Source organism: Schaalia odontolytica (assembly GCF_031191545.1).
GTDB classification, from domain to species: domain Bacteria; phylum Actinomycetota; class Actinomycetes; order Actinomycetales; family Actinomycetaceae; genus Pauljensenia; species Pauljensenia odontolytica.
Map to the genome: position 1 here is coordinate 246,898 of NZ_CP133472.1, position 25,499 is coordinate 272,396.

At 65.3% G+C, this 25,499-nt stretch carries 19 protein-coding genes and 6 tRNA genes; 4 read left to right on the plus strand and 21 right to left on the minus strand.

Annotated elements, in window-relative coordinates:
* Positions 1 to 32 precede the first annotated feature (32 nt).
* The 6 genes from clpX to RDV55_RS01100 form a co-directional block, all read right to left on the minus strand.
* Complete coding sequence (gene clpX / locus RDV55_RS01075; protein ID WP_111822928.1) at positions 33 to 1,292, minus strand: ATP-dependent Clp protease ATP-binding subunit ClpX; 1,260 nt, start codon at positions 1,290 to 1,292, stop codon at positions 33 to 35.
* 239 nt (positions 1,293 to 1,531) lie between these two features.
* Complete coding sequence (locus tag RDV55_RS01080) at positions 1,532 to 2,176, minus strand: ATP-dependent Clp protease proteolytic subunit (RefSeq protein WP_003794993.1); 645 nt, start codon at positions 2,174 to 2,176, stop codon at positions 1,532 to 1,534.
* Positions 2,176 to 2,787: an ATP-dependent Clp protease proteolytic subunit gene (locus RDV55_RS01085; protein ID WP_034512381.1), complete on the minus strand. Its 612-nt coding sequence runs from the start codon at positions 2,785 to 2,787 to the stop codon at positions 2,176 to 2,178. Before RDV55_RS01085 ends, RDV55_RS01080 begins: the two co-directional genes overlap by 1 nt.
* A 199-nt stretch (positions 2,788 to 2,986) precedes the next feature.
* Positions 2,987 to 4,306: a trigger factor gene (tig, locus tag RDV55_RS01090; protein ID WP_111822927.1), complete on the minus strand. Its 1,320-nt coding sequence runs from the start codon at positions 4,304 to 4,306 to the stop codon at positions 2,987 to 2,989.
* A 217-nt stretch (positions 4,307 to 4,523) separates the two neighbouring features.
* Entirely contained in the window at positions 4,524 to 4,805 is a 282-nt protein-coding gene (locus RDV55_RS01095) for an FMN-dependent dehydrogenase (RefSeq protein ID WP_111822926.1), read from the minus strand.
* A gap of 46 nt (positions 4,806 to 4,851) precedes the next feature.
* Positions 4,852 to 4,928, minus strand: a tRNA-Pro gene (locus tag RDV55_RS01100).
* Positions 4,929 to 5,026: 98 nt separating this feature from the next.
* Between RDV55_RS01100 and RDV55_RS01105 the strand changes: the two genes are divergently transcribed.
* Positions 5,027 to 5,100: transfer RNA gene (locus RDV55_RS01105), tRNA-Gly, on the plus strand.
* 56 nt (positions 5,101 to 5,156) lie between these two features.
* Here the strand turns inward: RDV55_RS01105 and RDV55_RS01110 are convergent.
* The 5 genes from RDV55_RS01110 to RDV55_RS01130 all read right to left on the minus strand — a co-directional run bounded on the left by RDV55_RS01110 (position 5,157) and on the right by RDV55_RS01130 (position 10,925).
* Positions 5,157 to 6,215 carry an NAD(P)-dependent alcohol dehydrogenase gene (locus RDV55_RS01110; protein WP_111822925.1) on the minus strand — a complete coding sequence of 353 codons (1,059 nt, stop codon included), beginning with the start codon at positions 6,213 to 6,215 and terminating at the stop codon, positions 5,157 to 5,159.
* A gap of 1,368 nt (positions 6,216 to 7,583) precedes the next feature.
* Positions 7,584 to 7,659 (minus strand) — tRNA-His (locus RDV55_RS01115).
* Between the two features lie 91 nt (positions 7,660 to 7,750).
* Positions 7,751 to 8,668, minus strand: a complete 918-nt coding sequence (locus RDV55_RS01120; protein WP_111822924.1) for an ATP-grasp domain-containing protein — start codon at positions 8,666 to 8,668, stop codon at positions 7,751 to 7,753.
* Between the two features lie 50 nt (positions 8,669 to 8,718).
* Positions 8,719 to 9,855 carry a D-alanine--D-alanine ligase family protein gene (locus tag RDV55_RS01125; RefSeq protein WP_111822923.1) on the minus strand — a complete coding sequence of 379 codons (1,137 nt, stop codon included), beginning with the start codon at positions 9,853 to 9,855 and terminating at the stop codon, positions 8,719 to 8,721.
* A 50-nt stretch (positions 9,856 to 9,905) separates the two neighbouring features.
* Entirely contained in the window at positions 9,906 to 10,925 is a 1,020-nt protein-coding gene (locus RDV55_RS01130; protein WP_111822922.1) for an NAD(P)H-dependent glycerol-3-phosphate dehydrogenase, read from the minus strand.
* A 62-nt stretch (positions 10,926 to 10,987) separates the two neighbouring features.
* On the opposite strand from RDV55_RS01130, the gene RDV55_RS01135 reads away from it, so the two are divergent.
* Positions 10,988 to 11,641 (plus strand): AMIN-like domain-containing (lipo)protein, encoded by a 654-nt coding sequence (locus tag RDV55_RS01135; RefSeq protein ID WP_245907621.1) that lies wholly within the window; start codon positions 10,988 to 10,990, stop codon positions 11,639 to 11,641.
* Here the strand turns inward: RDV55_RS01135 and RDV55_RS01140 are convergent.
* The 5 genes from RDV55_RS01140 to leuC all read right to left on the minus strand — a co-directional run bounded on the left by RDV55_RS01140 (position 11,638) and on the right by leuC (position 16,914).
* Positions 11,638 to 12,411, minus strand: a complete 774-nt coding sequence (locus RDV55_RS01140; RefSeq protein WP_111822921.1) for a lysophospholipid acyltransferase family protein — start codon at positions 12,409 to 12,411, stop codon at positions 11,638 to 11,640. The genes RDV55_RS01135 and RDV55_RS01140 overlap by 4 nt on opposite strands.
* A gap of 52 nt (positions 12,412 to 12,463) precedes the next feature.
* Positions 12,464 to 13,408 carry a diacylglycerol/lipid kinase family protein gene (locus RDV55_RS01145; protein ID WP_111823133.1) on the minus strand — a complete coding sequence of 315 codons (945 nt, stop codon included), beginning with the start codon at positions 13,406 to 13,408 and terminating at the stop codon, positions 12,464 to 12,466.
* 4 nt (positions 13,409 to 13,412) lie between these two features.
* Positions 13,413 to 14,738 (minus strand): UDP-N-acetylglucosamine 1-carboxyvinyltransferase, encoded by a 1,326-nt coding sequence (gene murA / locus RDV55_RS01150; RefSeq protein ID WP_111822920.1) that lies wholly within the window; start codon positions 14,736 to 14,738, stop codon positions 13,413 to 13,415.
* A gap of 68 nt (positions 14,739 to 14,806) precedes the next feature.
* Entirely contained in the window at positions 14,807 to 15,439 is a 633-nt protein-coding gene (leuD, locus tag RDV55_RS01155) for a 3-isopropylmalate dehydratase small subunit (protein WP_111822919.1), read from the minus strand.
* Between the two features lie 74 nt (positions 15,440 to 15,513).
* On the minus strand, positions 15,514 to 16,914 hold the full coding sequence (gene leuC, locus RDV55_RS01160; protein ID WP_111822918.1) for a 3-isopropylmalate dehydratase large subunit: 1,401 nt from the start codon (positions 16,912 to 16,914) through the stop codon (positions 15,514 to 15,516).
* 171 nt (positions 16,915 to 17,085) lie between these two features.
* Between leuC and RDV55_RS01165 the strand changes: the two genes are divergently transcribed.
* Complete coding sequence (locus tag RDV55_RS01165) at positions 17,086 to 17,823, plus strand: IclR family transcriptional regulator (protein WP_111822917.1); 738 nt, start codon at positions 17,086 to 17,088, stop codon at positions 17,821 to 17,823.
* 78 nt (positions 17,824 to 17,901) lie between these two features.
* Here the strand turns inward: RDV55_RS01165 and pulA are convergent, their stop codons facing one another.
* The 5 genes from pulA to gltX form a co-directional block, all read right to left on the minus strand.
* Complete coding sequence (pulA, locus tag RDV55_RS01170; RefSeq protein WP_111822916.1) at positions 17,902 to 21,984, minus strand: pullulanase-type alpha-1,6-glucosidase; 4,083 nt, start codon at positions 21,982 to 21,984, stop codon at positions 17,902 to 17,904.
* Positions 21,985 to 22,141: 157 nt separating this feature from the next.
* Positions 22,142 to 22,217: transfer RNA gene (locus RDV55_RS01175), tRNA-Glu, on the minus strand.
* Between the two features lie 21 nt (positions 22,218 to 22,238).
* Positions 22,239 to 22,311 (minus strand) — tRNA-Glu (locus RDV55_RS01180).
* Between the two features lie 27 nt (positions 22,312 to 22,338).
* Positions 22,339 to 22,410 (minus strand) — tRNA-Gln (locus RDV55_RS01185).
* A gap of 196 nt (positions 22,411 to 22,606) precedes the next feature.
* On the minus strand, positions 22,607 to 24,112 hold the full coding sequence (gene gltX, locus RDV55_RS01190) for a glutamate--tRNA ligase (RefSeq protein WP_111822915.1): 1,506 nt from the start codon (positions 24,110 to 24,112) through the stop codon (positions 22,607 to 22,609).
* 144 nt (positions 24,113 to 24,256) lie between these two features.
* On the opposite strand from gltX, the gene RDV55_RS01195 reads away from it, so the two are divergent.
* On the plus strand, positions 24,257 to 25,429 hold the full coding sequence (locus tag RDV55_RS01195) for a MalY/PatB family protein (protein ID WP_111822914.1): 1,173 nt from the start codon (positions 24,257 to 24,259) through the stop codon (positions 25,427 to 25,429).
* Positions 25,430 to 25,499: the final 70 nt, after the last annotated feature.

A 25,499-nucleotide genomic window follows, 5' to 3' on the forward strand; every position in this document is an offset into this window, starting at 1 on the left:
GTCTCGATAGACCTCAAGTCTAGCGGGAGAACTCAGGCGCTGCGTTTACCTTCCGAGGAGCGCTCCGGGTAGAGCTCCGCGGGCCCCACGCCCTCGACGAGGTCGCGGGTGATAACCACGCGTGCGACGTCGTCGCGGCTGGGCAGGTCGAACATGAGATCCGACAGGGTCTGCTCCATGATCGACGACAGGCCACGGGCACCCGTCTTTCGCTCGTTCGCGCGAGCGGCGATCGCAAGGAGTGCCTCGTGCGTGAACTCCAGGTCCATGTTGTCCAGCTCGAAGAGGTGCTGGTACTGGCGCACGAGCGAGTTCGACGGCTCGGTGAGGACACGGACGAGGTCCTCCTCCGTCAGCTCCTTGGTGGAGGTCAGGATGGGGAGTCTGCCGATGAACTCCGGGATCATGCCGAACTTGTGCAGATCCTCGGCTGAGACGGCCTCGTAGAGGTCACCCATCTCGGAGGTGCTCTTCAGCTCCGAACCGAAGCCCGTCGACCGGCGGCCCAGGCGGCCCTTGACGATGTCCTCGATGCCCGCGAAGGCACCGGCCGCAATAAAGAGGATGCCGGAGGTGTCGATCTCGAGGAACTGCTGGTGGGGGTGCTTGCGTCCGCCCGTGGGAGGAACGGAGGCAACCGTGCCCTCGATGATCTTCAGGAGCGCCTGCTGCACGCCCTCACCCGACACGTCGCGGGTGATCGAGGCGTTCTCAGCCTTACGGCCGATCTTGTCGATCTCGTCGACGTAGATGATGCCCTTCTCCGCCTTCTTGATGTCGCCGTCGGCCTCCTGGATGAGGCGCAGGAGAATATTCTCCACGTCCTCGCCCACGTAGCCGGCCTCGGTCAGGGCGGTCGCGTCCACGATCGCGAAAGGCACGTCGAGGAGGCGCGCCAGGCAACGCGCCAGGTGGGTTTTGCCCGTGCCCGTGGGGCCGAGCAGCAGGATGTTGGACTTTGTACCCAGCATGTCCTCGCTGTTGCCGGACTCGCGCGAGCGCACACGCTTGTAGTGGTTATATACGGCGACCGACAGTGCGCGCTTAGCGCGATCCTGGCCGATCACCCACGTGTTCAAGAACTCGTTGATTTCACGCGGTTTGGGCAGCGGAGTCGCTGAGGAGGATGACTGCTGAGCACCCAGCTCCTCTTCGATGATCTCGTTACACAGCTCAATGCACTCGTCGCAGATATACGCGCCGGAGCCGCCGATGAGCTTACGCACCTGCTTCTGGCTCTTCCCACAGAAAGAGCACTTGAGCAGTTCCGCACCATCAGTCAGACGAGCCACGAGACCTCCAAGGTGTTGAACGTTTTGCCGTTCGATCGGATACGCTTTCGCATTTACTAGCAAACAACCTAGTGCACGCGGGGCAGTTTTCCGCTTAGCCACGCTTAATGTTATGAAATATTCACCCGCGGCCGACGACTGCCAGGGGTACCCATGCGCACACTCGGGCAGCAACGAGGCCGTGGATCCACCGCACTCACAAGCGCGGGGAGACCACGGCCTCGTCGATGACGAAAGGGTCACAGAGCCTTACGAGACTCGAGCACCTGGTCGATCAGACCGTACTCGGCGGCCTGCGGGGCGGTCAGGATCTTGTCGCGCTCGATGTCGCGGCGCACCTGCTCCACCGGCTTGCCCGAGTGCTTCGAGATAGTGTCCTCGAGCCATGCGCGCATGCGATCGATCTCGTCGGCAACGATCTGGATGTCCGAGGCCTGCCCCTGCATACCCTCCATCGCAGGCTGGTGGATGAGGACGCGGGCGTTGGGCAGCGCCAGGCGCTTGCCGGGCGAACCCGCTGCCAGCAGGACGGCCGCCGCCGAGGCAGCCTGACCCAGGCACACCGTCTGGATCTGCGGCTTGATGTACTGCATCGTGTCGTAGATGGCGGTCAGCGCCGTGAAGGAACCGCCGGGCGAGTTGATGTACATGGTGATCAGCGAATCCGGATCCTGGGACTCCAGGACCAGCAGCTGCGCCATGACGTCATCGGCGCTGGCGTCATCCACCTGAACGCCAAGGAACACGATACGGTCCTCAAAGAGCTTCGTGTATGGGTTCTGGCGGCGGAAACCGTAGGCCGTGCGCTCCTCAAAGTCCGGCAAGACGTAGCGAGCCTGCGGCATCTGGCGGGCGACCGCCTCAAAGTAGGGCTGGGTGCTCATCAGTTCTCTCCTCGCGTTCCGATCTCCTGCGGGCTGTCGATCACGCGGTCGACGAAGCCGTACTCGAGGGCTTCCTGCGCAGTGAACCAGTGGTCACGATCACCGTCGGCCTCGACCTGCTCGACGGTCTTGCCCGTGCGAGACGCGGTGATGGCAGCGAGTTCCTTCTTCATGCCCAGGATCAGGTCCGCGTTGATGCGGATCTCGGTCGCGGAACCGCCCGCACCGCCCAGGGGCTGGTGCAGCAGCACGCGGGTGTGGGGCGTGATGTAGCGCTTGCCGGGGGCTCCCGCGGTGAGCAGGAACTGGCCCATCGACGCGGCCATGCCCATGCCGACCGTGACGACGTCGGGCTTGATGTACTGCATCGTGTCGTAGATGGCCATGCCGGCCGTCACCGAGCCGCCGGGCGAGTTGATGTACAGGTAGATGTCGCGGTCCGGGTCCTCGGCCGCGAGGAGCAGCAGCTGCGCGCAGATCACGTTCGCATTCTCGTCGCGGACCTCGCCGCCCAGCCAAATGATGCGTTCCTTGAGCAGGCGCTGGTAGACCGAGTCGCCCAGTCCCAGCTGCGAGCCTTCGCCAGCAGCACCGGTGTTGTGCACGCTCACGCGTACCTCCTCGTCTGTTCGCGGGCCCAGTCGGCCCCATTGGTGTCAACCGTACCCGCAGCGCGCCCGCTCGTGCGCGCGCCGGGCCGTCGTTTCGCTGTCGGCACATGCGCTCTACACATGCGCTGAGGGGGCGAGGCTCACGCCTCACCCCCTCAGTTGAGAGTTAGTCACTCGTGCGCGGGCGCACCCGCCGCGCTCACTCCTGCTCGTCTGCAGGCTCGGTGATGATCTCCGCGCCCTCTTCGGTGGCGGGATCGGTACCGAAGAACTTGGACAGGTCGACGTCGGCACCGTTGGTGTCCTTGACGGTGACGACCTTCAGGGCCTCAATGAGGGCCTTGGAGCGACCCAGGTCGGCCACGACATTGGCCATCTGCTGGGAGGAGGAGAACAGCTGGTTGATGTCGATGCCGAAGTTCTGCGACATCTGGATCGCGTAGTCGATCAGCTCCTGCTGGGAGACCTGCACGTCGAACTTCTTGGCCAGGGCCTCGGAGAGCAGCTCGGTGCGGATTTCCTTCTCCACGGCCTCGCGGGCTTCCTTCTTGGCCTTGGGCTTGGCGTCCTCACCGACGCGGTGCTCGACCTGGTGGTCGACCGCGGACTCGGGCAGAACGATCTCGACCTTGTCCAGGAGGATGTCGATGAGGGCGTCGCGCGCGGCGAGAGCCTGCTGGGACTCCTTGGACTGGGCGGCCTGCTTCTTGAGGTCCTCGGTGAGCTCTTCCATGGTGTCGAACTCGGAGACCATCTGAGCGAAGTCGTCGTCAGCCTTGGGCAGCTCGCGGGTCTTCATGGCCTTGATGGTGATGGTCACCTCAGCCTCTTCGCCCTCGTGCTCACCACCCTTCAGCTTGGAGGTGAAGGTGACCTCTTCGCCGGCCTTGGTGCCGCGCAGGGCGGTGTCCTGGCCGTCGAGCATCGAGCCGGAGCCGATCTCGTAGGAGACGTCGGAGGCGGAGTCAACCTGCTCGCCGTCGATGGTGGCGACGAGGTCGATGGTCGCGAAATCACCGGTCTTGGCCTTGCGGTTGATGGTCTTGAGGGTGGCGAAGCGGCTGCGCAGATCCTCGAGTTCCTTCTCCACGTCCTCGTCGGTAACCTCGGTGGGCTCGACCTCGACGACGAGCTTCTCGTCGATCTCGGGCAGCTCGAAGGCGGGGACGACGGCAACCTCGGCGGTGAAGACGAGCTGTCCGCCCTGGGGGCCGGTCACGGCCGGGATCTCGGTGACGTCAACCTCGGGCTGGGCCATGGGGCGCAGGTCGTTTTCGTTGATGGCGTCCGAGTAGTGGCCGGGCAGAACCTGGTTGACGACCTGCTCGATGACGGCGGCGCGGCCAAAACGCTGGTCGATGATGCGCGGAGGCACGTGGCCCTTACGGAAGCCGGGGATGTTGACCTGTCCGGCGATCTCCTTGTACGCCTTGTCCATTTCGGACTTGAGTTCCTCGAAGGGAACCTCGACGGTCAGGCGAACCTTGGTGGGCTCAAGGGTTTCAACGGTGCTCTTCACGTGCGCACGCTCCGTAGTCTACAAATCGGGGGAACGCCCATTTCGGGCGCATAACAACTCGCCTAGTGTACGCCACGCCCCCGCCGATGTCCTCATTCGAGGGCAGCAAGTGGGCATATCCACCCCTCGACAGTCGGACCAAGTGCTCAACACCACACGCCGGCGCCTGTGTCTACCCCGCGGACGAGGCCGGGGCCGCCCGCGCACTCACGCTCGCTCAGGGGACAAGGTAGTGGGAGCGCCCTCCCACGACAGCGGCCAGCCGGGCGCGTGGCACATCGGCGACGTGGCGCACGGCGGCGAGGATGCTGCGGTGAGTCTCTCTCGCTTCGTCGTCCCCCTCGGCGGTGAATCGGGCGGTGACGCGAGGCTGACCGGAGGCGATGGAAATATCCCAGGACTCGAGCCACGTGGCGGACCGGGCGGCGGCCTCGACTTCTTCGGGGGCCCGCCCGGGTGCCAGGGTGGTCACCGTCATAATGGTGCGATAGGACGGCATGACACTCCCGGGTCGAACGAAAAAACCGCGGCTGCGCGGCCGCGGTTGGTCGGGGTGACAGGATTTGAACCTGCGACCCTCTGCTCCCAAAGCAGATGCGCTACCAAGCTGCGCTACACCCCGAGGACTACTGTCCGATGCCCCATCATACGGGAGGGGCGAATAAATGTCGCGCACGTGGACAATACCCGTTAGGATCTTTGTGTCCCCTCCGGGGGTACGCGGATGTAGCTCAATGGTAGAGCCTCTGCCTTCCAAGCAGATCACGCGGGTTCGATTCCCGTCATCCGCTCCAGCACTGGGAAAGCCCCGGGCCGATCGGCCCGGGGCTTTCGCGTTACACCCTCACGCTCACGCGGTGGCTGGGAATGTGGACGTGTCGATGACGTAGCGGTAGCGCACGCGCGAATCAACGATGTTGTCGTAGGCCTGCGTGATCTCATCACCGGTGATCATCTCAACCTGCGGAATGACGCCGTGCTCGGCACAGAAGTCCAACATCTCCTGAGTTTCGGCAATGCCCCCGATCTGGGAGCCCGCGAAGGACTTGCCACCGTTGACGAAGGCGCGCAGCGGCAGGGAGACGGGTTCGGAGGGCAGGCCCACGTCGACGAAGACGCCGTAGGGGCGCAGGGCAGCCATGTAGCCGGCGTAGTCCAGGCCCTCGGCGGACACGGTGCACAGGATCAGGTCGAAGGAGCCGCGCAGGGACTCGAGCACGCCCTCCTCGCTTGTGGCGTAGAAGTGGTCGGCGCCGAAGCGGCGGGCATCGGCCTCCTTGGAGCGGCCGTGGGAGATGACAGAAACATCCGCACCCATGGCCTTGGCGATCTGCACGCCCACGTGTCCGAGGCCGCCCATGCCGAGGATGGCGACGCGCGAGCCGGGGCCCACCTGATAATGCTTGAGCGGCGAGTAGGTGGTAATGCCGGCGCACAGGAGGGGCGCGCAAGCGGAGAAGTCGAGCGACTCTGGGACGTGGAGGGCGAAGTCCTCGCGCACGGTGAAGCCGCGCGAGTAGCCGCCGGTCGTCGGGTTCCCCTCTGCGTCGGCGCGGTAGGTCCACAGGGTGCCCGGCGTCGATGTGCACCACTGCTCGTAGTCGGATTCGCACATCTCGCATGTGCCGCAGGAGCCGACCATGCAGCCCACGCCCACGCGGTCCCCCACCTTGAACGTTGTCACACCGGGGCCGACCTTGGCGACGGTGCCGACGAACTCGTGGCCAGGCACGAGCGGGTAGGACACGGGCCCCCACTCGCCGCGGGCGGCGTGGATGTCGGAGTGGCAGATGCCCGCGTATGCGACGTCGAAGTAGATCTCGCCCTCGCCGGGTTCGCGGATGTCGATCTCGAGGGGGTGGAACTGGGTGGTGGCGTCGTCACATCCGTAGGCGATCACGTTAGGCATAGAAACTCCTTTGTCCGGTCAATTGGGTTGCTACAAGCATACTCCACAAGCGTCAGACTGATCGAAGATGTCGCAGCGCCTTTACTTTCTCGAAGGCTCCTGCGTCACGGGCTGTCGCAGGCCTGCCAAGTCCCCGGTTTCGTGTAGGGGTATTGAGGCCGCTTTCTTTCGCGTTGCGAGATTCCAGGTTCCTCACGCGTTCTTGTCTGGGAGCGCGGTACACCCGATCGGTAGGCATTGCACCCAATCCGTAGGCATTGCACCCGATCTGATCGGGTGTACCGCCACGTAACGGGTGCAGCACCACGCAACGGGTGCAGTGCCACGCAACGGGTGCAGCGCCCCGCGTCATGTCGCCCCTTGATTGGCCTGCCAAGTCCCGGGTTGTGTGTAGGGGCGTTGAGACCTCTTTCCTTCGTGTTGTGGGGTTCCTTGTTCCTCACGCGTTCTTGCCTGCGAGCGCGGTACACCCGATCCGTAGGCATTGCACCCGTTCTGATCGGGTGCAGCGCCACGCAACGGGTACAGAGCCACGCAACGGGTGCAGCGCCCCTCGTGATGTCGTCCCTTGATTGGCCTGCCAAGTCCCCGGTTTCGTGTAGGGGTATTGAGGCCGCTTTCTTTCGCGTTGCGAGATTCCAGGTTCCTCACGCGTTCTTGTCTGGGAGCGCGGTACACCCGATCGGTAGGCATTGCACCCAATCCGTAGGCATTGCACCCGATCTGATCGGGTGTACCGCCACGTAACGGGTGCAGCACCACGCAACGGGTACAGCGCCACGCAACGGGTACAGCGCCCCGCGTCATGTCGCCCCTTGATTGGCCTGCCAAGTCCCGGGTTGTGTATAGGGGCGTTGAGACCTCTTTCCTTCGCGTTGTGGGATTCCAGGTTCCACACACATTCTTGTCTGCGAGCGCGGTACACCCGATCCGTAGGCATTGCACCCGTTCTGATCGGGTGCAGCGCCACATAACGGGTGCAGCGCCCCGTAACGGGTGCAGCGCCCCGCGTGACGTCGCCGCGCTCATTGCGTCCACCCTGCTCCTCGGCACGCACCCAGGTACGCAACGCCTCAGGATTGCCCCCCAACTGGCCGCCAACACGCTCGATAGCACCATTGCGCCTAGCAGGATCAGCACGAGCCTCCAACGCCATACGCGTCACACGCTCACGCAACACCATCGAACACTTACGCTGACCAGACAGCCCAAACCCCCAATCTGGCCTCAGACACCCTCCACAATGCCCGGGATGCATCAAACCTCTTGGGTTTCGCTGCGCACGAAGGGGTTAACGCCGCCACGCATGGAGTCGCACTGTACACCCGACAGGGTAAACGAAACCCCGGCGCAAAAACGCCGGGGCAGTGGGGTGGCTGACGGGACTCGAACCCGCGACGTCCTGGACCACAACCAGGTGCTCTACCAACTGAACTACAGCCACCATCGCGTCGCCGTGAAGGCAACGGGTAGAGCTTAGCACTACCCGGTCGAGCTTGGAAACTCGAGCACTATCCCCACGGCGGTGGCGTGCATCACCAGTGGGCGCGAGCGGAGATCGCGTCGGCGAAGTTGCCGAGCGCGCCCGGGGTGGCACCCAGGTACAGGTCGGCATCCACGAGGGAGACCTCCATGACCAGGAAGGAGCCCTTGCCGTCGGGAACCAGGTCCACGCGGTTGAAGAGGAACTGCTCGTCGTGCCCCAGGCGCGAGCGCACGTAGCCGTGCAGGACGCGGCGGATCTCCTCGCCCCACTTCCACGCGAGCGAGTCCGCCGCCTCGGCTGTGACGACGGCCTCGTGCACCGAAGGATCGCTGACCGAGCACGGGTGCAGGGCGGAGCGCTTCTCGACGGCGTGGGAGACCAGGCCGTTGAAGAAGACAAGCGAGATCTCGCCGTGCAGGTCGATCTCCTCGACGTAGCGCTGGATCATGACCGAACGCCCCTCACCGAGCAGGCCCTGGACCTGACGCATGGCGGCCTGGCGCTGGCGCGTATCCACGGTCGTGTAGCGACCGATGTCGCGCACGCCGGAAGACACGGCGGGCTTAACGACGAACTCGCCGAAGGCCGGGAAGCGCGTGTGGATCTGGTGCTTGGAAAGGTTCTGCTCGGGCTCCAGCCAGTTCGTGGGGATGGTGGGCAGCCCCATCGCGGCCAGTTCCTTGAGGTAGTGCTTGTCTGTGTTCCAGTTCAAAACGTCCGTAGAGTTTTGGACGCGGCGCAGTTGCTTCGTCCACTCCAGGAAAGCCGGTCGATCCGAGGCGTAGTCGGACACGGAGCGCACGACCACCATACCGGCCTCGGACCAGTCGACGTCGGGATCGTTCCACACCTTGATCTGGGGGTCGCAACCGCGCGCCGCCAGCTCGTCGAGCAGACCTTCCTCGCCTTTGAAGAGGTTGGGCATGGACTTGCAGGTCACCAGGGTGACTTTGGGATGATCAGTCATAGTGTTCCTTCTGTCGTGGGGTTTGAGGGTTGACGAGGCCGTGGGTGCGCTCAGCGCAAACCGAGCGGGCGCTCGCCGGCCTCAGTGAGGAGTTCGTTGAGCAGGTCCGGGTAGGACAGGCCCGAGGCCGCCCACATCTGCGGGTACATCGAGATGGGGGTGAAACCGGGCATTGTGTTCACTTCGTTGATGATGACGGTGTCGGTGGCCTCGTCGAGGAAAAAGTCGACGCGGGCCAGACCCTCGCACTCAAGGGCATCGAAGGCGCGCCAGGCGGTCGCGCGGATACGTTCGGCGTACTCGGGCGCGACGTCGGCCGGGCAGGACAGGCCAACAACGTCGTCGACGTACTTGTGCTCGTAGTCGTAGAACTCTCCCTCGGGGACGACGATCTCGCCCAGGGGCGCGGTTCCGCTGCGCCAGTCGGAGCGCGAGCCGAGGACACCGCACTCGACCTCGCGACCCGAGATGGAGGCCTCGACGATGATGCGCGGGTCGTGGTTCGCGGCCTCCTTGATAGCCACGGGCAGGTCTTCGCGGCAGGTGACGCGCGAGATACCGACCGAGGAACCGGCGCGGCAGGGCTTGACGAAGACGGGGAAGCCGAGGCGCTCGATACGGTCCATGCAGGCGGTGGCGTCGGTGTCCCACTGACGGGCGGTGACCAGCTCCCACCGGCCCACGTCGATGCCGGCGGCGGCCAGGACGGTCTTGGTCAGGTGCTTGTCCATGGACACAGCCGAGGAGGTCACGCCGCAGCCCACGTAGCGCACGCCGGCCATCTCGAAGAGACCCTGAATGGTGCCATCCTCGCCGTAGGGGCCGTGCAGCAGCGGGAAGACGATGTCCACGTGACCCAGGTCTTCGACGCCCACGACGCGAGAGTCCGAAGCATCCGGATCGCCGTCGTAGCTGAGTTCGACGAGGTTACCCGCTCCCGGCGTCAGGGCGACGCGGGTCGATCCAGCGGTGACGGACTGGCCCTTCCCATCCTTGAATTCCAGCGCCGAGGGGTCGTCGGCGACGCGCACCCACTGGCCGTCGCGCGTGATTCCCAGCGGGATCACGTCCCACTTGGTGCGGTCGATAGCAGTCAGGATGCCGGCGGCCGTCGAGCACGAGATCTCATGTTCGGAAGAGCGCCCACCGAAGACGATGAGGACACGAGGGCGAGAAAATGCAGTCATGGGTCCAAGACTACCGCGCGACAGGTGCCTCACGCCCACGTGCACGGCGTTTAGACTAGCTCGATCTTCCAGCCGTCCATCTTTTGGGGGCGGGCGAGCAGCATACGGCCCATGTCCTCGATGCTGGCGCGTCCCTCGACGACCTCGACAACGGCACCGGTGATCGGCATGTCGACGCCAACGGAGGCCGCGACCTGGAGGATCGGGGAGGCCGATGCGACGCCCTCGACGACACCCGGGGACAGTGCCAGGGCCTCGGCGAGGCCCATGCCGGATCCCAGGCGATGGCCGAGGGAGAAGTTGCGCGACAGGCGCGAGGAACACGTAGCCACCAGGTCGCCGATGCCGGACAGTCCCGCGAAGGTCGCGGGGTCCGCGCCGAGCGCAGTTCCGAGGCGCGTCATTTCCGCCAGACCGCGGGTGATGAGGGTCGAACGCGTGTTGATGCCCAGGCCCATGCCCTCAGCCGCGCCGATCGCGACCGCTATGACGTTCTTCGTGGCGCCCGCCATCTCAGTGCCCACGACGTCGGTAGACACGTAGGGGCGGAAGTAGGAATTGTGGCAAGCCTTCGCGATCTCTTTGGCAAGCTCGACGTCGTGAGCGGCCACGACCGTGGCCGTGGGCTGGCGATCCGCGATCTCGCGCGAAAGGTTCGGGCCAGACAGCACGGCGATGCGGCTGCTCGGCACGCCCGAGGCCTCGGCAATGATGTCATCGACGCGCTTAAGGGATCCGAGCTCAAGGCCCTTGGCCAGGGACAGGAGTGCGACGTCGGGCGAGAAGTACCCGCGTGCGGCGCTCAGGGTGGCACGCACGGCCTTGACGGGCACGGCCACGACGACGAGCTCGCAGCTACTGACGGCCTCGGCGATGTCGGTGGTCGCGCTAATGCGCTCCGACAGCGCAATTCCCGGCAAATACGTCGGATTCTCGCCCCCGTTGATGAACGAGATCGTGTCGGCGGTACGCCCCCACATGGTCACGGTCACGCCCGCGTCGGCGAGGACCTGCGCAAACGTCGTTCCCCACGCGCCCGTTCCCAGGACCGCTGCTGTTGTCATACTCATCGAGACCTCCCTGTCGAGGCCATTCTACTAGGATTGAAACAACCGACCCACCAGGAGGAACCGTGTCTCAGCGTCGAGTCCGCACCCGTGTCGCGAGCACGGCAGCCTGCCTCGCGCTACTCGGCGCATGCGCGCCCGGGGGAACCACGGACTCGCCTCCCTCAGCGACTTCCTCGCCGAGCGCTTCCCACTCCCCCACGGCGTCTACGAGCGCGAGCGCAACTGCGCAGACGACTCCCACGTCCGAGCCGGGACTGGACGAGACGAGGCCGATCAACGCCGACAATTGGATGTCGAGCGTCGAGGGGTTGGCACCGGTGCGATCGGATGATCCGGCTAAGGCTCTGGCACTCACGGGGATTCGCGCAGCGTCACACGAGGGTTTCACTCGCGTGGTGCTCGAGTTTGCGGGCGAGGGCACTCCGGGAGTATGGCGTGCCACGTGGACGGATGAGGCCTTCGAGCAGGGCCGAGGCCTGCCCATCCAGGTCGAGGGCGGCGCGGTCCTGGAGCTGATCATCAACGGAACGCCGATGACGGGCTCCGAGAACCGCTACCCGGGCGGGACGCACACGCGCGTCGGCGACCTGGATGTCGTCTCGGATGGCACCTTCGAGGACAACACGCACGTGATCATCGGGGCACCGACCGCGCGCCAGTTTCAGATCGGCTTCCTCTCTGACCCGGTGCGCATGGTCGTCGATATCCGCGATTAGCCCTTCTTGCCGGCCTTCTTCGCTTTCTTGGCCGCCTTGGCGAGTTCGCCCTCCCACCACGGACCGGCCTGCGTGGCGGGGTCCCACACCTTCTCGGGGACGGGCAGGCCACGCAGCTTGCCCACGCCCGCGCGCACGGCATCACTGATGCGCCTGGTCGCTTCGTTGACGGCCTCGTGGTCCTGCGAGCCGGCGGGGCCCATCAGATCCGACAGGTCGACCGGTTCACCAAAGTGGTAGGAGATGCGCCGCCCCGGGCGCATGTCAATCCCCTTGGCGTTGTAGGGGTCCATGATGTCCTGCGGCCCCCACTGCGACACGGGAATGACGGGCACGCCGGTGTCCAGAGCCAGGCGCGCGGCACCGGACTTGAATTCCATGGGCCACTGGTCGGGGTCGCGGGTGAGGGTGCCTTCGGGGAAGATACCGACGACCTCGCCCGCCTTTAGCGCCTCCCGGGTGGGGGCCAGGACGGCGGACGGGTTGGAGTCGCGATTGACGGGAATCAGGCCCATTCCCCTAATGATCCAGCCGAAGAGCGGCACGGAAAACATTGACTTCTTCGCCAGGAATCGCACGGCGGTATCGCGCTTCATGAAGTACCAGCACAGGCACAGCGGGTCGACATTCGACAGGTGGTTGGGCACCAGGAGATAGCCGCCGGAGGTCGGCAGGTTCTCTTCACCGCTGACGGTGAACTTGATCCAGGGCGTCATGATGGGCGTCAGGACACCCTTCGCGAAGGAATAAAAGCCGGAGACAGCACTCATGGTTTCATTCTACGGGGAGCGCACGACGAGCGCGCACGCCCCGAGCGTGACGTCACACGAGGACAGAGACGACTCCCGGAGCAACCTCCACGGTGAAGGGAATAGACGCGATGTGATCTCCGTCCGCCATGGCTACTATTCCGGCCGGCGCGGCGAAGGAGACCGCGCGTGCCTTCTCCACTTCGATCGCTGGGTGCGCCTTCGCGCGGCCAGCGACGACGCGGGCGAGCACCGGCAGGGCACGAGAGACGGGAATAGGGCCCACGTGACACACTTCGAGAACGCCGTCGCTCATGTCGGAGGACTCCACCAGGGTGATGCCGCCGCCGAAGCGCCCGGAGTTCGACACGGAGGCGATCCAGCCACCCATGTTGCGCTCATGCCCGTCCACGGTGGCCACGACATCCGTGGGCTGGTGCGAGGCCAGGGCCGCGAAAGCACCGTAGCCGTAGGCCAGCGGCCCAGACGTCAGGGAGGACTCGTTGGCGAGGATATTCGCGCGCGCGTCCAGGCCGATCGACACGACGCCGAGGGCGAGGCGCACACCCTCGCGCGAACGCACCCACATGCCGTCCAACGGCCTGATCCGAGAGGCCAGCCAATCCGAGGAGTCGGCCTGGGGAGCGGCGGAAGAAAGACCCTGAGGAGCAAGCGATCGCGCTCGCACCAGCGGATCTGTGCCAATACCGAGGGCTCGACACAGGTCGTTGCCGCGCCCGCCCGGCATGGGGACAAAGACCGCGTCAGATTCGTGGCATCCGCGCGCCACCGCACCCAGGTACCCGTCCCCGCCCAGGGCGGCGACGAACGAGGCCGGGGCCACCTCGCCGGCAATTGCCGCCGGGTCGTCGCCGGGAGTCGTTAGCCGAACTGCGACCTCCCAGCCGCCGCCGCGCAGGATGCGCACGATGCGCGGGCCCAGACGCACGCTTCGACCACCCGCCGACATCGACGAGACCAGCAGCATGATGCTGCGTCGCACGCCCGGCACGGCCATGGTCTCAGGCATCCAGGTAGCGCACGCGAGCATCCAGTTGGTGAAGCTTGCGCGTGAAGTGCTCGTATCCGCGCGAAATAACGTCGATGCCGGACACGGTGGAGGTGCCCGAAGCCGCGAGGGCCGCGATCAGGTGAGAGAAGCCGCCACGCAGATCCGGAACCACGATGTCCGCGCTGTACAGTCGGGTCGGACCCGAGATGACGGCCGAGTGATAGTAGTTCTTCTGGCCGAAGCGGCAGGGCGTTCCACCCAGGCACTCGCGGTAGACCTGAATGTTCGCGCCCATCTTGCGCAGCGCCTCGGTGAAGCCGAAACGATTCTCGTACACGGTCTCGTGAACGATCGATAGGCCCTCAGCCTGGGTGAGAGCCACGACGAGGGGCTGCTGCCAGTCCGTCATGAAACCCGGGTGCACGGCCGTCTCGAGGGCGATCGAGTGCAGCGGCTCGCCCGGGTGGTAGAAGCGGATGCCGTCGGTGTCGATATCGAAGGCTCCACCCACCTTGCGGAAGGTGTTGAGGAAGGTCGTCATATCGGGCTGGTGAGCGCCGCGCACGTAGATGTCGCCCTGGGTGGCCAGGGCGGCCGCGGCCCAGGAGGCGGCTTCGATGCGGTCCGGCAGGGCGGTGTGACGGTAGCCGGACAGCTTGGCAACGCCCTCGATGCGGATCGTGCGGTCGGTGTCCACGGAGATGATCGCGCCCATCTTCTGCAGGACGTTGATGAGGTCGAGGATCTCCGGCTCGATGGCCGCGCCCTTGAGCGTCGTGATGCCCTCGTTGCGCACGGCAGTCAGCAGCGTCTGCTCGGTCGCGCCAACGGACGGGAAGGGCAGTTCGATGATCGCGCCGTGCAGGCCGGAAGCGGGGCGCTTGATGTGCACGCCGTCGGGCTGCTTGTCGACGATCGCGCCGAACTTACGCAGCGTTTCCAGGTGGAAGTCGATGGGACGACCGCCGATCGCGCAGCCACCCAGCTCCGGAATGAAGGCCTCGCCCAGCTGGTGCAATAGCGGGCCACAGAACAGGATCGGGATACGCGAGGCACCCGCGAGGGTGTCAATGTCCGAACGGGACGCGATCTTGACGTTGGAGGGATCCATGCGCAGCGTGCCGCGATCCTGATCGAAGTCGATCTGAACCCCGTGCAAGCTCAGCAGGTCCGAGACCACGTCGGTGTCGCGGATGAGCGGCACGTTGTAGAGCTCGGAGGGGGTGTCGGCGAGCAGCGACGCAACCATCGCCTTGGGGACGAAGTTCTTCGCGCCGCGCACCGTGATCTCACCGCGCAGCGGATGGCCGCCCTCGACCTGAAGGATGGATGACATGAGTGCTCCTCACTATGACGTAACTGGCCCCTACTCTAGCTAGGTAGGGGCCAGTGTGCGCAGTGCTTTCAGTCGCGAGCGGACACAACTTCTTCCTTGGGTAAGAATTTCGCCGGGAGCGTGCGCGGCTTGAATGAGGGGCGCGCGGCCTCGTAAGCTGCGATCTCGTCCTCGTGGCGCAGAGTCAGTGCGATGTCGTCCAGACCTTCCATGAGGGTCCAGCGCACGTAGTCGTCGATCTGGAAGGTGCCGGAGATCGCACCGACGCGCCAGGTCTTATCCTCCAGGCTGACGGTCACCTCCGTGCCGGGTTCGGCCTCGAGTAGCTTCCACAGGGACTCGCAGTCCTCCTGGGAGATGATGCCGGTGACCAGGCCCTGCTTGCCGGAGTTTCCACGGAAAATATCGGCGAACTTGGGAGCCAACACGACACGGAAGCCGTAGTCCTTGAGCGCCCACACGGCGTGTTCACGTGAGGAGCCCGTTCCGAAGTCGGGTCCGGCGATGAGGACGGAACCGTTCTTGTAGGCATCCTGGTTGAGGATGAACTCCGGGTCGTTGCGCCACGCGGCGAAGAGGGCGTCCTCGAAGCCCGTGCGTGTCACGCGCTTGAGGTAGACGGCGGGGATGATCTGGTCGGTATCGACGTTGGAGCGGCGCAGCGGGACGCCGATGCCGGTATGGGTGATGAACTTTTCCATGGTGCGTCAGTCTTTTCTTCCGTGGGGGACGAGGCCGGGGCCCTCCCCCGCTGTCGGGTGTCGGAGGGCGGTCCTCAGAGATCGGCCGGGGAGGACAGGGTGCCTCGCACGGCGGTGGCTGCCGCGACGAGCGGGGACACCAGGTGCGTGCGGCTGCCCTTGCCCTGGCGGCCTTCGAAGTTACGGTTGGAGGTGGAGGCCGAACGGTCTCCAGCGTTCATCGTGTCGGGGTTCATGCCCAGGCACATGGAGCAACCGGCGTTGCGCCATTCGGCGCCGAACTCGGTGAAGATCTTGTCGAGGCCCTCGGCCTCGGCCTGGAGGCGCACCCGGGCGGAGCCGGGCACGACCATGACGCGCACGCCGTCGGCCTTGCGGCGGCCCTTGAAGATACCAGCCGCGGCGCGCAGATCTTCGATGCGCCCGTTCGTGCAGCTGCCGATGAAGACCGTGTTCACGGCGATATCGCGCATCGGGGTGCCGGCCGTGAGGTCCATGTATTCGAGGGCGCGTTCGGCGGCAGCGCGGGCCGTCTCGTCGGCGAAGTCCTCGGGGCCGGGGACCGTTGCGGACAGCGGGACGCCCTGGCCGGGGTTGGTGCCCCAGGTGACGAAGGGCTCGATGTCGGCTGCCTCGAGGACAACCTCGGCATCGAAGACCGCGTCCTCGTCGGAGGCCAGGGAGGACCAGTATTCGACGGCGCGATCCCATTCCTCGCCCTCGGGCGCGTGGGGGCGGCCCTTGATGTAATCGAAAGTCGTCTGGTCGGGGGCGATCATGCCTGCGCGGGCACCCGCCTCGATCGACATGTTGCAGATCGTCATGCGGCCCTCCATGGAGAGCTCACGGATCGCCTGGCCGCGGTACTCCAGGACGTAACCCTGGCCGCCACCGGTGCCGATCTTGGCGATGACGGCGAGGATGATGTCCTTGGCAGTCGATCCCTGGGGAAGGGAGCCGTTGACGGTGATCGCCATGGTCTTGAACGGTGCCATCGGCAGTGTCTGCGTCGCGAGCACGTGTTCGACCTGGCTAGTGCCAATGCCGAAGGCCAGCGCGCCGAACGCACCGTGCGTGGAGGTGTGGGAGTCTCCGCAGACGATGGTCATGCCGGGTTGGGTGAGGCCCAGCTGGGGACCAACAACGTGGACGATGCCCTGGTCGGCGTCACCCAGGGAATGCAGACGCACGCCAAACTCCTCGGCGTTCTTGCGCAGCGTCTCAATCTGAGTGCGGCTCGTGATGTCCGCGATGGGCAGGTCGATGTTGACCGTGGGCGTGTTGTGGTCCTCGGTGGCGATCGTCAGATCGGGACGACGCACCTGGCGTCCAGCGAGGCGCAGCCCCTCGAAGGCCTGGGGGCTCGTCACCTCGTGGACGAGGTGGAGGTCAATGAATAGCAGGTCGGGGGCACCATTGACCCCCTTGGATACGATGTGGTCACGCCACACTTTCTCCGCCATCGTTCCAGTCATTGTTCCTCCTCTGGGCTCCTTTTTGGAGACACGGTGTCAGTCGGGCTTCGCACCCAATGGAACCGCCTTAGCCGCCGTGCGACTCGCTGATCTCACGTCTCGGACACCGGTTTGAGCGGTTTCACTATCCGACGACTTGCCATCTCAAAGACTGAGATATTAAATAGTTGTATGGAAGAGCAAACATCCAGTGGCGTCGGCGTTCTCGACAAGGCTGCGCTGGTTCTCAGCGCGCTTGAAGCCGGACCCGCCACCCTCGCCCAACTCGTTTCCAGCACGGGGCTCGCTCGCCCCACCGCCCACCGACTGGCCGTCGCCCTTGAGTATCACCGCATGGTCGCCCGCGACATGCAGGGACGTTTCATTCTGGGGCCCCGACTGCAGGAACTTTCCTCGGCCGCCGGCGAAGATCGCCTGCTCCAGGCCTCCATGCCGGTCCTTCAGGCGCTGCGCGACCACACGAAGGAATCCTCCCAGCTCTTCCGCCGCCAGGGCGATTACCGCGTGTGCGTGGCCGCCTCCGAACGTGAAATGGGCCTGCGCGACTCGATCCCCGTGGGCGCAACGCTCTCCATGAGCGCAGGCTCTGCCGCCCAGGTCCTGCTCGCTTGGGAAGAGCCCGATCGCCTGCACCGCGGCCTGTACGGCGCCTCCTTCAACGCGACCATGCTCTCCGAGGTGCGTCGCCGCGGCTGGGCACAGTCCGTGGGCGAGCGCGAACCCGGCGTAGCCTCGGTCTCCGCTCCCGTGCGTGGCCCCTCGGGCCGCGTCCTGGCAGCCCTGTCCATCTCCGGACCCATCGATCGCATGGGCCGCCAGCCCGGACGCCAGCACGGCCCCTCCGTGATGGCAGCTGCCAACAGGCTCACCGAGTTTCTCTCCACCGTTGAGGAAGCGGCGGACCTGTAAGACGCACGAGCGCACAACGCAAACGGGTGGGCCGGGACGAATGAATCGTCCCGGCCCACCCGTTTGGGTACCTACGCGCTAGGAGACCCAGCGGCCCGAAGCATCGAAGGTGTAGGCGGCGCCGCCGATAACGACGCGACCGGTCGCCATGACGCCCGACGGATGGCAGAAGTACCAGCTATTACCGTCCTTCACCCATCCGATTGCCATCTGGCCGGATTCCGTCAGGTAATACCAAGAGCCGCCGACCGACGCCCAGCCAGTGACCATCGAGCCGTTGCCGTTGAGGTAGTACCAGCCGCCGCCGTGGTTCACCCAACCGCTGGCCATCGAGCCATTAGCGTTCAGGTAGTACCAGGTCGAACCATCCTGCAGCCAGCCGGTTGCCATGGCCCCGCTGTCGGGATCCAGGTAGTACCAGGTGCCGCCCACAGCGGTCCAGCCGGTTGCCATCGCGCCGGACGGCGCGTAGTAGCGCCACGCGCCATCCTCGACCTGCCAGCCGGACTTCATCCAGCCGTTCGCGTCAAAGGAGTAGGTCACGCCGCCACGGACAACGCGCTCGTTGGAGGGATACGAACCATCCGCGTAACGCAGCCACCAACGGCCATCACCCGAAGCGACCCACTGGGCGGTATCCGGATCCGGCGCGGCGTTGGGGTCGACGCGATCCCCCGCCGCCTGCGTGAAGACCGCAACCGTGCGAGCCGGAACCGTGACAGACCCCGTCTTCGCATCGAAAGAGGCACCCTTGACGACCGAGTCAGAGCCGTTGGCCTGGGCCCCGTGCAGCGTGAAGACCCGGCCCGCCAGCCCCTCGACCGCGGTCGTAACAGACTCCCCCGTCGCATTGAAGACCACGAGAGCACCGTCGAGCTTCGCGTCAACGTCGTGCCCCGCCCCGGCCTCGTCATTGATGAGCATGACGATCGTGCCATCCACGGCACCGGCACCCGAGTTCGGGAAGGAGACCTTCGACCGGATCAGGTCCGCGCTGCCCAGGGTGAACAGGCGCGAGGATGAGCGCACGCGCAGGAAGTCCATCGCGATCTCCGAGGAGGTATCAATCTGCGCCGGGCTCGGCTTCAGATCGGGGTTCTCCAGGAGCGGGCGCATGTGGTTCCAGGCGGAACCATTCTTCGACTTGACCGGCAGGCCACGGCCAAAGCCGTTGTCGCGCATCGTCCAGTCGATCGCATTGAAATGATCACCGGAGTTGAAGGAATCGCGGTCCAGTGACTTCGAGCGCAGCATCTCCGTGCCCGAGGCCCAGAAGGACGGCGACTGCGACAGCGCCACGGATGCCTGGCTGATCAGCGACATACGCACGCGATTGTCCATGGGAGCATCCGCGGGCATCTTGTAGGTGATCAGGTCGAAGAGCGTCTCGTTGTCATGGGCGTCCACGTAGTTGACGTTCTCCGCGGGCGCGGAAGCAAATCCGGCACCCTGGCCGTTGTAGTCCAGCTTCGCACCCGTCACGGTCTGACCGTCGTAGGTTGTCAACGTGTAGTCCTTGAGGTTGCCTGCCAGGCCAAGCTTCACGAGGTCAACTCGGTGCAGGTAGTCGGCGCGGCGATCCGCCTCGGAGCGAGTATCCAGTCCGTTGAGGTCCGAGAACGCGCCCGAGCCGAAGCCCTGCAGCACGCGATGATCCTCATCGAAGGGGCCGCCGCCGTGCACGGCGTCGCGCAAGCGGTCATTGAACGCGCCGATACCGGTACCATCCAGCTGCCCCTGGGTGGCCTGGGTGAACAGGGCGTTGTTCGCGACCTCGCCGAAGTTCCAGCCCTCGCCATAGATGTACAGGCGCGAGCCGTCCACGCCATCCTTGTCCAGCGTCAGGGACGACAGGGCGGCCTTGGCGCGCTTCATCTGTTCAGCCGGGTGGTGGCCCATCAGGTCAAATCGGAAGCCGTCAACGTGGTAGTACTTCGCCCAGTGGATCATCGAGTCGATCATGAGGCGCTCGCTCATCACGTTTTCGGTCGCGACATTCGAGCAGCAGGTCGAGGTCTCCACGCCGCCGGAGGCATTGAGGCGCTGGTAGTAGCCCGGGACGACACGGTCGAGCACGGACTGTGCGGACTGGCCGGCCGCGGGCGTGTGGTTGTAGACCTGGTCGAGGACGACCTGCAGGCCGATCGCGTGCAGCCCGCCCACCATGGAGCGGAACTCACGAACACGCGAACCGCCGTTCTGGTGGGACGAGGTCGCGTAGGACCCCTCGGGGGCCATCCAGTGCAGCGGGTCGTAGCCCCAGTTGTAGGCGTCCTGATCGGCCACTGCGGCCACGGCGGCCTGCTGCGCCTCGTCGGCGGGGCCGGCCTCCTCGGGGATCACCGGCTGCTTCTGGTTGGCTCGTTTCTCAGGAATGGTCGCAATGTCGAAGGTCGGCAACAGGTGAACCGTATTCATGCCGGAACGGGCCAGCTCGTCAAGGTGGCGCATGCCGTTGGACTCGAACTGCGTGAACGCCATGTAGGTGCCGCGCATGTCTTCGGGCACCGAATTGTCCACTGCCGAGAAGTCACGCACGTGCAGCTCGTAAATCGCTCGTTGGGCATCATCCTCGATGACGGGGGCCTTGGATTCCTTCCACACGGTGGGAGCGATCGACGGGTTATCCATGTTCACGGCCACGGAACGTGTCGAATCGGCTGTCAGGCCCACCGAGTAGGGGTCGGTCACAAGGTTCTTTTCCACGCGGCCCGTTTCAGGAACGTAGACGCTCACCTCCCACAGGTACTGGGCCCCCTCATGGATGTCTCCACCGGCGTTGTCCACGCTCCAGCGGCCATCCTCACCACGCTTGGCGTCTGTGCGCAGGGCCTCGCCGTTCACCTCCGCGTCGGAGCCTCGCGGAGTTGAGGTGTTCCAGGTCAGCAAGGTGACATTCTTTGCCGTGGGTGCCCACAGCGCGAAGGTCGGGTTGCCCGCCTCGTTCCAGTGAACGCCGTACGAGGCCTGGGCTGCCTTGGCCGCGTAGAGGGAGTCGAGGACGGGAGCGATCTGCACGCCGGTGAAGGCATTGACGGTGTCGCCCGACTTCTGTGCCACCGCGATCTGGCCGGTGAGGGCCTCGCGGGCACCGGCCTCGTCGAGGGGTGCCTTCAGGGCGATGTATCCGTTGAGGTTGGGGTGAGCCGTCGTCACCTCAGCGGGCAGGTCGCCCGCGACGGTCAGGGCTTTCGTGGTCGCACCGGTGATGCCACCGTCCGACAGACCCGCGCCGCCCTCGGGGGAGGTCACCAGCTCGTAGGACAGCTGCGCGGATCCATCGAGCACCTGCGAACGAGTGACGCCCTGCGGCAGCAGGGACGCCGGCCAGGCGAGGACGTTCGCACTCACCCAGTAGGCGCGCTGCTCGCTCGAACCCGCGACTGGAGCGTCGGAGGCCGCGATGTCGAGCTTGTGCGTCGCAGAATCGTAGGTGAAGGTCACGAGCTTGTTCGCTTTCGTTGCAAACTGGTAGTTGGCGCCACCTGCGGCACCATCTTGCCCGTAATTCTCGTTCCAGGATCCACCGATGGCAACCTTGACCTCGTAGGAGCCTTCCGGCAGGGCGCTCGTCGCATAGGTGTAGGTGCCGCCTCCCACGGGTTCCATGAGGGGTGCCAGGCATTCGGGCTTCCAGTTGTCCGCGCAGCCCAGTGCCTTCTGGAGGGAGCCGGGCAGCGTCACCATCTGGTCGGTGGCGGTGTTCCACACGCGGTGCGTCATCTGGTTGTAGTAGAAGGTCACCTGGGTCGTTTCCTTCAGGGTGTAGGCGATGTTGGCCCCACCGGCCGCTCCCCCGACGCCGAACGCGACGTCCCACGAGCCGCCTTCGGCGACCTTGTACTCGTAGTCACCTGCGGGCAGGGTAAACGTCGCTGAATACACGCCCGTCGCGTCGCGCGTTAGCGCAGCCTTCTCGCAGCCGGGCGCCCAGTCAGCGTCGCACCCCATTGCCTTGTTGTGGTTACCGGGGATTGTCACCAGCACGTCATCGCCAACTCCGGTGGTTCCTGCGTCAGCTACGTTCGCGTCGTTACCCTCGCGTAACGAGTGCGTCTCGGGCACGGCCCACGCAGCTGGGACAACACCCCCCATCAGCGCGATAGCAGCACCAACGCCCAGCGTTCGGCGCAGCGTTGTCCTATTGAGTCGGCATGTCACGACTGACTCCCTCGTCCATAATCGGTCCCCTCCGATGGGGGCTGCCTCTAGGTTAGACACACTGCAACGGTTCCGAAACTTTTCTGCAAAGCACAAGAGAAAATGCGGACCGTCCGATCAATAAAAAACCTCGTCACCGCGAAGGCAACGAGGTTATTGGTACCCCCAACCGGATTTGAACCGGTGTTAACGCCGTGAGAGGGCGTCGTCCTAGGCCGCTAGACGATGGGGGCCTTGATTCAATGATGAATCCGTACCCCCAACCGGATTTGAACCGGTGTTAACGCCGTGAGAGGGCGTCGTCCTAGGCCGCTAGACGATGGGGGCCTTGACTGAAACTTACGCTTCAGACCGCTGGGGTACCAGGACTCGAACCTAGAATGGCTGAACCAGAATCAGCTGTGTTGCCAATTACACCATACCCCAATGGGTATCACCGGCTTCGCTTTCGCGTCGCTGGCGACAGGAGATAACTGTAGCGGACCAAAACACTCATGCCAAATCGAAGGCCAGTGGTCCCGATCACCCACCGCCCCTCCCCGCGATTGGGAGGCCTTCGAGCGTAACGAAACCCCGGCCTCGTCCCACACGAGCAAGACGAGGCCGAGGCTCGTTCAGGCGATCAGGCCAGGGAGGCGCGCAGGGCGCGCAGGCGGGTCAGCGAGGAATCACGACCCAGGATCTCCATCGACTCGAACAGCGGCGGGGAGACCTGGCGTCCGGTCACGGCCACGCGCAGCGGGCCGAAGGCCAAGCGGGGCTTGACCCCCATCTCATCGACGATGCGGGCGCGCAGAGATTCTTCGAGGGCCGCGGTCGTAAACTCGCCGAGGCCCTCAACGGTCTCGATGGCGGCATCCAGGACTTCAACGGCGTTGTCCTTGAGCTTGGAGACGGCCTTCTCATCCATCTCCAGGGCGTCGTCGGAGACGAAGAGGAAGCCAAGCATGCCCGTGGCTTCGCCGAGCAGCTGGATGCGGGTCTGGATAAGCGGGGCGGCCTCGGTGAGGATCTCGCGCTCGCGATCAGTCAGCGCCTCGAAGGAGCCGGCCGACACCACCTCGTCGCGATGCAGGAAAGGCACCAGACGATCCCGGAAGTCCTCGCCGTCCAGAAGACGAATCTGCTCGGCATTAATCGCGACGGCCTTCTTCTGGTCGAAGCGCGCCGGGTTCGGGTTCACGTCCGAGATGTCGAAGGCCTGGGCCATTTCCTCCATGGAGAAGATGTCGCGGTCCGCGGCGATCGACCAGCCCAGGAGGGCCAGGTAGTTGTTGAGGCCCTCGGGGATCATACCTGCGGCCTTGTGCAGCAGCAGGTTCGACTCCGGGTCGCGCTTGGACAGCTTCTTGTTGCCCTCGCCCATGACGTAGGGCAGGTGACCGAAGCGCGGCATGAACTTGGCGACGCCGATGACCTCGAGCGCGCGGTACAGGACGATCTGGCGGGGCGTCGAGGAGAGCAGATCCTCGCCGCGCAACACGTGAGTGATCTCCATGAGCGCGTCGTCGATCGGGTTGACCAGCGTGTAGAGAGGGTGACCGTTGGCGCGCACGATGACGTAGTCCGGAACCGATCCGGCCTTGAAGGTAATCTCGCCGCGGATCAGGTCCGTGAACGTGATGTCCTCGTCGGGCATGCGCAGGCGCAGGACAGGCTGGCGTCCCTCGGCGCGGAAGGCTGCAACCTGCTCCTGCGTCAGGTCGCGGTCGAAGCCGTCGTAACCAAGCTTGGGGTCCTCACCCCTGGCGCGGTGACGCTCCTCGATCTCCTCCGGGGTCGAGTAGGACTCGTAGGCGTAGCCGGCCTCGAGCAGGCGTGCGGCCACGTCACGGTAGATGTCCATGCGCTCGCTCTGCCGGTAGGGGCCATGCGGTCCGCCCTTGCCGACGCCCTCGTCCCAGTCGAGGCCCAGCCACTGCAGGGACTCGATGATCTGATCGAAGGACTCCTGGGAGTCGCGGGCAGCATCCGTGTCTTCGATGCGGAAGACAAAGGTTCCTCCCGTGTGGCGGGCGTAGGCCCAGTTGAACAGGCACGTGCGGACCATGCCGACGTGAGGGGTTCCTGTGGGCGAGGGACAGAAGCGGACGCGAACGTCGGCACCGGTGGCAGTTGTTTCACTCATGATTCCCCCATCCTACTCCAGCGGTGGCTGTTGCATTCGCTTGATGGGTGGGCGCGCTGCGACGCGGGCGAGGCACGGGGATAGGCTGTTTCACGTGACCGGGATCGACCCGGACCGCATCCACGACCCATCCAGGAGGACGCCGTGTCCGTTCGTCTCTTTTCCGATTCTCATCTCTACCGCACCGGCTCCCTGAAGTGGACCGGCATCACGACCGCAAGCGGCGAGCCGACGATCGGCGCGTGGGTCGCCGAGATGGACTTCGGCACCGCCCCGGAGGTTGCCGACGCGATGAAGGGAGCAATCGACGACGGCCTACTCGGATACCAGCCGACATGGCTGGAGCCGCGCATCGCGGGTGCGACCGCCGAGTTCCAGAAGCGTCGCTTCGGCTGGGAGGTGGACGCCTCCCAGGTGCGCCTCGTGGCCGCGGTACTTCCAGCTCTCGAGGCGACCATCCGCCACCTGGTGCGCCCGGGCGCCCCGATTGTCGTCCCCACCCCCGCCTACATGCCCTTCCTGACCATCCCGGGGAAGTTCGATCATCCCGTCATAGAGGTGCCCTCACTGCGCGGCACGCGCGCCGGCGGGCACGGCTGGGCTCTCGACCTGGAGGGCATCCGCGCCGGGCTCGAGGCCGGGGCCGGCCTCGTCATCCTGTGCAACCCGTGGAACCCCCTCGGCCGAGTCCTACGCGAGGACGAGCTGCGCGCCCTGCACGACGTGGTCTGCGGCTACGACGCCCTCGTATTCTCCGACGAAATCCACTCCTCCCTGGTGCTTGACGAGCAGGTGCCTTTCATCTCCTACGCTGCCCTGGGACCTTCCTTTGCCGCGCACACCGTCACAGCGACCGCCGCGTCGAAGGGTTGGAACATCGCCGGTCTGCCCTCCGCGCAGGTGATCCTGCCCGACGAGGCACTGCGCGAACGCTGGGACGTGTTTGCTGCGGACGTTCGCCACGACGCCAACGTGATCGGAACGGTGGGCGCGATCGCCGCCTACGAGCGCGGCGACGCGTGGCAGCGCGAGGTGAAGGAGCTGATTCGTGCGAACGTCGACCTCGTCGAGCGCGCTCTCGCGCCCACTCCGATCGACTTCGCGCGTCCCGAAGGTACGTACCTCACCTGGTGGGGTTTCGAGGGCGTCGACCTGGGGCCTCTCTCCCCCGCCGCGACGCTGCGTGAACGCGCGCACATTGCCGCCAACGAGGGCATCACCCTGGGCGCACACTACGCGTCGTGGGCGCGCATCAACCTGGCGTGCGCCCCGGACGTGGCCTCGCGGATCGTGGAGCGGGTGCTCGGCCTGCTCTGATCGCTCCTGTCAGAGGGCACGAGGCCGATGGGCGGGTACCCATCTCTCGGCCACGGCCTCGTCGATCCTC